At 70.0% G+C, this 8972-nt stretch carries 6 protein-coding genes; 3 read left to right on the top strand and 3 right to left on the bottom strand.

Annotated features, from left to right (window positions below):
* Positions 1-26 precede the first annotated feature (26 nt).
* Positions 27-1709 (top strand): rhamnogalacturonan lyase B N-terminal domain-containing protein, encoded by a 1683-nt coding sequence (locus FNH08_RS36505; protein ID WP_152775827.1) that lies wholly within the window; start codon positions 27-29, stop codon positions 1707-1709.
* Positions 1710-1736: 27 nt separating this feature from the next.
* Here the strand turns inward: FNH08_RS36505 and FNH08_RS36500 are convergent, their stop codons facing one another.
* Both FNH08_RS36500 and FNH08_RS36495 read right to left on the bottom strand, forming a co-directional pair.
* On the bottom strand, positions 1737-3149 hold the full coding sequence (locus FNH08_RS36500; RefSeq protein ID WP_152775826.1) for an RICIN domain-containing protein: 1413 nt from the start codon (positions 3147-3149) through the stop codon (positions 1737-1739).
* Positions 3150-3154: 5 nt separating this feature from the next.
* Complete coding sequence (locus FNH08_RS36495; RefSeq protein WP_152775825.1) at positions 3155-4237, bottom strand: glycoside hydrolase family 43 protein; 1083 nt, start codon at positions 4235-4237, stop codon at positions 3155-3157.
* A gap of 252 nt (positions 4238-4489) precedes the next feature.
* Here FNH08_RS36495 and FNH08_RS36490 point away from each other — a divergent pair, with 252 nt between their 5' ends.
* Positions 4490-6598, top strand: coding sequence for an autotransporter (locus tag FNH08_RS36490; protein ID WP_322726072.1), 2109 nt, complete (start codon positions 4490-4492; stop codon positions 6596-6598).
* 123 nt (positions 6599-6721) lie between these two features.
* Entirely contained in the window at positions 6722-7564 is an 843-nt protein-coding gene (locus FNH08_RS36485) for a phosphotransferase (RefSeq protein ID WP_152775823.1), read from the top strand.
* Here FNH08_RS36485 and FNH08_RS36480 read toward each other — a convergent pair.
* Positions 7542-8939 (bottom strand): amino acid permease, encoded by a 1398-nt coding sequence (locus tag FNH08_RS36480; protein ID WP_152775822.1) that lies wholly within the window; start codon positions 8937-8939, stop codon positions 7542-7544. The two genes, FNH08_RS36485 and FNH08_RS36480, sit on opposite strands and share 23 nt — an antisense overlap.
* Positions 8940-8972: the final 33 nt, after the last annotated feature.

Raw genomic sequence — 8972 nt, 5'->3', positions numbered from 1 at the left:
CCCCACACCTCCGGAAGGAGACCCCCATGTCCAGCCACCCCCACAGCGACAGACCCCTCGGCCGCCGCGGCTTCGTCCTCGGCGCCACGGCCACCGCCGCCGGCGCGGCCCTCGCCGGCCCCCTGTCCGGCACCGCGCGGGCCGCGAGCTTCGGCTACACCGACGACGGCTCGAACTACGTGATCGACACCGGCGCCAACCTCGTCTTCAAGGTCAGCAAGTCCAACGGCGACCTGACCTCGCTCGTCTACCGGGGCACGGAGTACCAGGGCTACGGCGGCATGAACTCGCACATCGAGTCCGGTCTCGGCAGCTCGACCGTCAGCATCAAGCAGTCCGGCTCGACGATCCTGGTGAGCGTCGCGTACGGCACGCTCAAGCACTACTACGCGGCCCGCAGCGGCGAGAACAACGTCTACCTGTGGACCAACAAGGCCGACGACTCGGTCAGCGCGACCCGCTACATCGTGCGCGTCAAGAAGGGCCTGTTCCTCAACGACGAGCCCGACTCCTACACGTACACGTCCTCCACCATCGAGGCCTCGGACGTGTTCGCGAAGTCCGACGGCCAGACCCGCTCGAAGCACTACTCGAAGCTCCGGGTCGGCGACTACAACTACATCGGCTGGACGTCGGGCGGCGTCGGCCTGTGGATCGTGCGCAGCAACCACGAGAAGGCGTCCGGCGGCCCCTTCTACCGCTCGCTGCTGCGCCACCAGAGCGCGGACGGCGGCGGGCTGTACGAGATCCTCTACTACGGCCAGAACCAGACCGAGGCCCAGCGCTTCGGACTCCAGGGCCCGTACGTCATCGCCTTCACGGACGGAGGCGCACCCTCCTCGTCGTTGTTCCCGGGCACCCTGACCACCTCGTGGGCGGACTCGCTCGGCATCTCCGGGTACGTCGGCGCGAGCGGCCGGGGCCGGGTCGCGGGCGTCGGGATCACCGGGCGCGACACGGCGTACCCGTACACGGTGGGGCTCGCCAACTCGGCGGCGCAGTACTGGGGTTCGGCGCGGGCGTCCGACGGCTACTTCTCCATCTCGGGAATCCTTCCGGGGACGTACACGCTGACGGTGTTCAAGCGTGAACTCGCCGTGCACACGCAGTCGGTGACCGTCACCGCGGGCGGCACGACCACCCTCAACTCGATCGCGATCCCCTCCTCCAACGACCCGTCCAACGCGAGCGCCATCTGGCGGATCGGCACCTGGGACGGCACGCCCGGCGGGTTCAAGAACGCGGACCTCATGACGTACGCCCACCCGTCCGACGTCCGGGCGGCGTCCTGGACCGGCAACGTGGTGATCGGCAACAACGAGACGGCGTCCTTCCCCTGCTACCTGTGGAAGGACGTCAACAGCGGTCTGCTCGTGTACTTCAAGCTGACCGCGGCCCAGGCCGCCGCCGCGCACACCCTGCGGATCGGGGTGACGACGGCGTACGCGAACGGCCGCCCGCAGGTCACCGTCAACGACACCTGGACGTCGGCCATCCCCTCGCCGCCCACCCAGCCGAACACCCGGTCGCTGACCAACGGTTCCTACCGCGGCAACAACCACACGTTCACGTACAGCGTCCCGGCGTCCGCCTGGAAGACGGACACCAGCCAGTACAACGTGCTCAGGATCGACGTGGTGAGCGGGTCGGGGGCGACCGGCTTCCTCAGTGCGGGGACGGCGATCGACGCGATCGACCTGCTGACATGACCTACATGACCTACATGACCTGATGCGTCACGTCCCGCGCGTCCACTGCTGGTTCGTCCCTCCGTTGCAGGTGTACGTGATGAGCGCGGCGGAGTCGGCGGTGGACGCGCCGTTCACGTCCAGGCACTCGCCGGTGGCGCGGGACTTGACGTTCACGTAGGAGCCCGTGGTGGTGAGGGACCACTGCTGGCCGGTCGCCGAGGAGTTGCAGTTCTCCTGAGTGACGGTGGAGGCGTTCTCCTGCACGCACAGGGAACTGTTCCTGACCATCAGCTGGTAGTAGCCGCTGCCGACGGACTTGAACCAGTACTTCTGGTTGTTGCCGCCGTTGCAGGTGTACTGCTTGAGCTGCGCGCCCGGCCAGAGCGACTGACTTGTCACGTCGGCGCACTTGGAGGAGTGGCGGGCGATCAGCGTGTTGTACGTGGCGCTCGTCCCGCTGACCGTCCCCGTGGCCGTGTCGACGGTGACCTCCGGCGACCAGGACATGGACATCGTGGTGGAGCTCGGGAACGTCAGCGGCAGCCACACGTACCGGGAGTCGTTGACGGTCCCGCCGAAGGAGTTGCCCCAGCGGTCTCCCATGTAGAGGTACGAGGTGCCCGAACTGCCTTGCACGGAAAGGACGTAGGCGGTCTGTGAGCCGAACGTCGTCGAGTCGCCGACGTTGGTCATCGCGGTCCACGGCCCGGCGATGTTGGTGGCGGTGGCGTACTGCTGCTGGTTGGGGTTCCAGCCGGTCGCGCCCGACGTCAGCATGAAGTAGACCCCGTTGCGCTTGAACAGGGCCGGGGCCTCGCGGTGGCCGCCGTGCCACGGGTCGGCGACCAGGCTCGCGATGCCGGTGTAGTCGGCGGTCAGCCGGTAGATCTGCAGGTCGTAGTTCTCGCGGGCGGCGGAGATCATGTAGCCGGCGCCGTCGGTGTCCACGAAGACCGTGATGTCACGGGACATGTGCTGGCCGAGCGGGCGGAAGCTGCCCTGCCACGTGTAGTTGCCGTCCACGGTGTCCGACACGGCGACGGCGGCGCGGGCCTCACTGTAATCGGTGCCGTTCTCCTTGTGCATCCACATCACGAACTTGCCGGTGGACGCGTTGTACATGACCTTGGGCCGCTCGATGTTGGCCGTGGCCAGCTCGGAGGCGCTGGACTGGGTCAGGACGTGGTTGCGGAACTCCCAGTTCTTCAGGTCGGTGGAGCGGTAGGCGTCCACGTACCGGAAGGTGTTGTCGGCGTTGCGGTTCTCGCCGAACCAGTAGTAGTAGGAGCCGACCTTGATGACCCCGCCGCCGTGGGCGTGCACGGGGTTGCCCGAGGTGTCGGTGAACTGCGTGCCGTTGGTGACGGTCTGCGGCGCCGCCTGGGCCGGGCCGGCCGTGGCGAGGGCTCCGGCTATCGCCAGACAGAGGGTGAGGAGGATCGCGTACGCGCGTCTCATGGGGATCACGCTCCTTGAGATCCGTGGGTGGGGGAGTCGGCGACCGGGATGCCGAAGTCCGGTGTGCCGTCGGCCTTCCAGCCGAGGCGCTGGATGCGGGTGTGGCGGTTGGGGTCGTTCAGCGGGTCGCCGACGATCTCCTTGTACTGGCGGGCGTGGTAGACGAGGACGTCGGTGCGGCCGTCCTCGGCGACCGTGAAGCAGTTGTGGCCGGGGCCGTACTGCTTGGTGGTGTCGTTGCTGGTGAAGACCGGGGTCGGGGACTTCGACCAGTTGGCGGGGTCCATGAGGTCGGCGCGGGCATCGACGGTGAGCAGGCCGAGGCAGTAGTTGAAGTCGGTCGCGCTGGCCGAGTACGACATGAACAGGCGGCCGTTGCGTTTGATGACCGACGGCCCTTCGTTGACCTTGTAGCCGATGGTCTCCCAGCCGTACTCCGGTGTGGTGAGCCGCACCTGAGGACCCGTCAGGGTCAGCGGGTCGGCCATCTTCGACAGCCAGACCGCGGTGTTGTTGTCCATGCCGGGCTCGTGCTGCGCCCAGGCGAGGTAGCGGCTGCCGCGGTGGGTGAAGGTGGTGGCGTCCAGGGAGAAGGTCTCCCACGCGGTCTTCAACTGGCCGCGCTCGACCCAGGTGCCCTTGAAGGGGTCGGGGTGGGAGTTCTCCAGGACCCAGATGCGGATCGCCCAGATGTCCTCGGCGGGCGCGGAGGCGAAGTAGATGTACCACTTGCCGTCGATGTGGTGGATCTCCGGCGCCCAGATGTGCGCGCCCATGACTCCGGTGGCGTGCTTGCGCCAGATGACGGCTTCGTCGGCGGTCGCGATGCCGCGCAGGGTGCGGGACCTGCGCAGGATGATCCGGTCGTACTCGGGGGACGTGGCCGTGAAGTAGTAACGGCGGTCGGTGTGACGGTGGATGTGGGGGTCGGCCCGGTTGCGGACGAGCGGGTTGACGTAGGGGGCTGCCGCACCGGCGCCCGCCGGGGAACTCGCGGCCACGGGGGAACCGGCGGCCCGCGCCACGCCCGGCATCGCGGTGAGGGCGCCCGCGGCGAGGGCGCCCTTCAGCACCAGTCTTCGGCTCATGTGCACTGCCTCTCAGAGTGGGGGGGACACAGGGAACACAAAAGAGAACAGAATCGTTCGACATACCGCACAACTTCTGCCATTCCGAACGCCGAAAAGGTAAGGGTGTGTTACGGCCAGGTCAACGGGTCGGGCGGGACGAAGGGGAAAGCCCTTACGCAACCCGTTGCAGAACCCCTTACAGAACCCCTCGCAGCCATGACTGGGCCGAACTTTCTGTTATCGACCGGGGTCCCGTCGCGTCTCCCTCCCGTGCGCAGCCATCTCCACACCACAGCAGCGGCCGTCGGCGCCCTCGCGGCGGTCGCCGCCCTCCTGACCACGGCTCCCCCCGCCGTGGCCGCCGGTTCCCGGGACGTCACCGCCGACGTGCTCGCGAACCGGGACGTGACCCTCACCGGCGACACCGTCGTCACCGTGCCGTCGGGCACGACGACGTACGACGGCGTCCTGCGCGGCGAGGGCACGCTCACCGTGCGCGGCACCGGCACGCTGATCCTCACGAGGGACAGTGACTTCACCCTGCCGAAGTCCCGGCAGCGGCAGGCGGTGAGGACGCTCGGAGGCAACCACCCGTACGTGACCGTGACCAACCCGGACCCGCCGGCCGTGACCGTGGCGAAGGGCGCCACCCTCCAGTACGGCAACGGCGGGACCACCGGGCTGATCGGCCACTTCCCGTACGGCACCCCGGCGTTCCGGCTCAACCAGGACAACATCCGGGTGGACGGCACCCTGCGGCTGTCCCTGAGGAACGTCGACTACAACCTGGGCACCATCAGCGGCTCCGGTCTGATCACCCAGCCCCGCTTCCTCTGGGGCACATGGGACCTGTCGGGCACGCACACCTTCTCCGGGACGATCGACAACGGCACGCAGCTCAACGCCGGACGGCCGGAGTACGCGACCTCGCTGCCGAACGTCCGCAAGGTCCTCAACCAGGGCACCTGGACCGTGGACACCCCGCTGGGCCAGACCGTGCGCATGGGCATGGACTTCTACCAGCGCGAGTACGGCAGCGACATCAACGTCCAGTCCCGGCCCGGCAGCAAGGTGATCCTGACAGGCCAGTACAGCTGGTCGGACCAGGGCGGCGACACCAACCCCTCGCTCAGTGACCCGGCCCTGAACTGGACGCCCGCGCGGAAGAACGTCAACAAGCGCGGCACCAACATCAAGGGCGCGAACGTCCAGTGGGGCGACGGCACGACGAGCAGGATCTTCATGCCCGGCACCGCCGAGACGGTCTACATCAACCTGCTGGCGGCCCGGTCCCGTTCACTGCTGGCCTTCGACTACAACGGCCCGGTGACGCTGGGCGCTCCCATCGGCGGCGGCCGGTTCCACGACACGCTCGCCGCGCCCGGCGCCGGGGACATCGTCATCAAGGGGACGAAGGGCAACGACGTCACCTTCGCCGCCGTCCAGTACTACAACGGCTCGACGACCGTCGAGAAGGGCGCCGTGCTCCGGCTGGGCAGCGGCAGGTCCGGGGGCGACGGCGGGCTGTACACCAAGGGCGACCTCTACAAGGTCGTCAACAACGGCTCGCTCGTGCTGAACAACAGAAGCAAGTCCCTGTCCCTGTCCCGGATCAGCGGGAGCGGCTCGCTCACCCAGGCCGGGGCCGCGACGACGACCCTGGCGGGCGGCGCGGTGACGTACACGGGCACGACGACCGTCAAGAAGGGCACCCTGGCGCTGCGTTCGGGGGCGAGTCTCGCCCGCAGCGAGGCGATCCGCCTCACCTCGGCGGGCGCGAAGCTCGACGTGGGCACGGCGGGCCTGCGGGTGACGGCGTCACTGTCCGGCAAGGGCACGGTGAAGGGCTCGGTGACGAACCAGGGCTCGGTCGCGGGCGGCCTCACCGTGACGGGTGACTACACGCAGAGAGCCAAGGCTGAACTGGCCCTGAGTGACCGGCCGTTGAAGGTGTCGGGCAAGGTCGGGCTGGCCGGGAGGCTGGACGTCTCAGGCATCGGGAGCGACGCGGCACGGAAGATCACCGTGCTCGACCACAGGGGCGCCGCCAGGACCACGGGCACGTTCACCGGTCTCCGCGAGGGCGCCGAGGTGAAGCTGTCCGGCACCACGTACCGGATCAGCTACCGCGCGGGCGACGGCAACGACGTCATCCTGACGGCCGCCACCACCGCCGGTGCGTCCGCGAGCGCCCATGCCGACGCCGCCTCCTCCGACGCGGCAACGGACACCACGCGCAACGCGAGCGCCTCCGGCGACAGCGCGCTCGGCTGGTGGCCGTACGCGATGGCCGTCGGGCTGCTCAGCGGGCTGGCGGTGCCGATGGCTCGGCGCGGGCGCGGCCGGCGCCGCGGTGGGCGGCACGCCTCGCACGGGTAACCCCTGAACCGCGTCGACCGGCCGGTGGGTGTACGGGGGTCGTCACCGGCCGGTCGGCGCCTGGGGAAAACCGAGCCGAGGGCCCTGCCCACGCGGAGCGGACCTGGCGGTAACGTGATCGGAATGACGGCGGACGGCGGGGAAGCGGAGAGCGCGGTGGCGGACAGCGCGGCGGACAGCGAAACGCTGGTCGGCGGAAAGCTGAACGCGGGTGCGGTCTTCCGCCGGGGTGCGTTGGTGGACCGGCCGGCGCCGCCCCACGCTCCGGCCCTGCACGCCCATCTCCGCGCGCTCAGGCAGCACGGATTCGACGCCGCTCCGCTCCCGGTCCACCTCACCGCCGACTGCCGTGAGCACCTGACCTTCATTCCCGGGGACGTGGCACTGCCGCCCTTTCCCCGCTGGGCTCTGACGACGACCGCCCTGGAATCGGTGGGGAACCTGCTGCGGCGCCTGCACGAGGCGGGCGCCTCCGTCACGGTCGACACGGACACCGACTGGCCGCGGGAAATGGCCGACCCGGAGGGCGGAACCGTGCTGTGCCACAACGACGTGTGCCCGGAGAACGTCGTCTTCCGCGACGGCCGTGCCGTCGCCCTGATCGATTTCGATCTCGCCGCTCCGGGCCGCCCCGTGTGGGACGTCGCGGTGGCCGCCCGCTACTGGATCCCCATGGTCGACCCCGCGTCGGCGACCTTCGCATACCCCGACGGGCTGGACGCACCGTCACGGCTGCGGATCCTCGCCGACGGGTACGGCCTTTCGCCGCAGGAGCGCGCGGAACTTCCCGGCGTCATCGAACAGGCCGCTGAGACGTGCCGGGCCTTCGTGGCCGGCCGCGTGGCCGACGGTGACCCCGTTTTCGCCCGGGCGGTGGCCGAGCGCGGTGGCTGGGAGCGCTGGGACCGCATACGGGACTGGCTGGCGGACCGGCGCGAGACGTTCACGAGGGCGTTGCTGGACTGACCGGCCCTTCGCTCCCCTTCCGCCCCCGCAGCCACACGTACACCGGGATGCCCGCGAACAGGAACAGCACCCCCTGGTACACCGCCGCGTACCCCGCGCCCGCGATCAGCCAGAAGGAGAAGGCGAAGGACAGCGCGGCGACGATCAGGTCGCGCACGAGGCCGGCCGGGCGTACGCGCTCCCGGGTGCCCTGGGCCAGCCAGTACAGCTGGGCGGCGGCCGACAGGAGGTAGGGCACGCAGCCGGTGAACGTGGTGATGAGGACGAGGACGCGGAAGGTGGTGTCCGGGCCCGCCGTGTAGTTGAGGGCGATGAGCAGCGTGCCGAGGACGGCGACGGCCCACACGCCGAACCCGGGCACTCCGCCCTTGCCGAGCTTGGCGAAGGGCGCCGGGAAGAGCCCGTCGCGCGCGGCGGCGTACGGCATCTGCGCGGCGAGCAGGATCCAGCCGTTGAGGCAGCCCGTGATCGAGGCGACGGCTACCAGGGCGATGGCGGTGCCGCCCCAGGTGCCGCCGGTGATCGAGTTGACGGCGTCGGCGAAGGGCGCGCCGGAGTCGACGAGTTCGTCGTGCGGGACGAGGCCGAAGACGGCGACCGTGCCGAGGATGTACACGAGGGCGGAGGCGAGGGTGCCGAGGACGCTCGCGCGGCCCACGTTGCGCTCGGGGTCGCGGACCTCGCCCGCGCTGACCGCGGCCGACTCGACGCCGAGGAAGCTGTAGAGGAGGAGGGCGGCGGAGGCGGCGAGCGCGCCGGTCACGCTCCCGCCGGAGGCGTTGAACGGGCCGAAGTTGTCGGCGTCCACGAAGAAGAGGCCGATGGTGGCGACCAGGAGCAGCGGGACGAACTTCAGGACGGTGGAGACGATCTGCACCCCGCCGACCCAGCGGGTGCCGGCGAAGTTCGCGGCGGCGGGCAGCCAGAGGGCGGCCAGGGCGACGAGCGCCTCGAGGGCGTGGTTGCCGCCGAGGGGTATCAGCACGTCGACGTAGCCGACGACCGCGACGGCGAGCGCGGCGATGCTGACCCAGCACATCGTCCAGTACGACCACGCCGACAGGAATCCGGCGAACTCGCCGAACGCGTCGCGCGGGTACACGTACAGCCCGCCCGTGACGGGGCTGCGCCGGGCCAGCCGGCCGAAGAGCAGTGCGAGCAGCACCGCGGCGACGGACAGGACGACGAAGGCGAGCAGGCTGACCGTGCCGTACGGGGCGACGGTCGCGGGGAGGGCGAAGATGCCGCCGCCGATGATGTTGCCCATCACGAGGGCGGTGGCGGCGGCGAGGCCGAAGGTGCGGCGGGGAGGAGCGGCGGCCGGGTCCTGGGCCGGCTCGGGGGTGCCGGCCTCGGTGGTGCTGGGGGTGGTCATGACACTTCCGGGTGGGTTCGCGGGGGCGTGTGG

It is taken from the genome of Streptomyces spongiae (assembly GCF_009377185.1).
In the GTDB taxonomy this organism is placed as follows: Bacteria; Actinomycetota; Actinomycetes; order Streptomycetales; family Streptomycetaceae; genus Streptomyces; species Streptomyces spongiae.
This window is presented reverse-complemented; position numbering and strand designations above follow the sequence as displayed.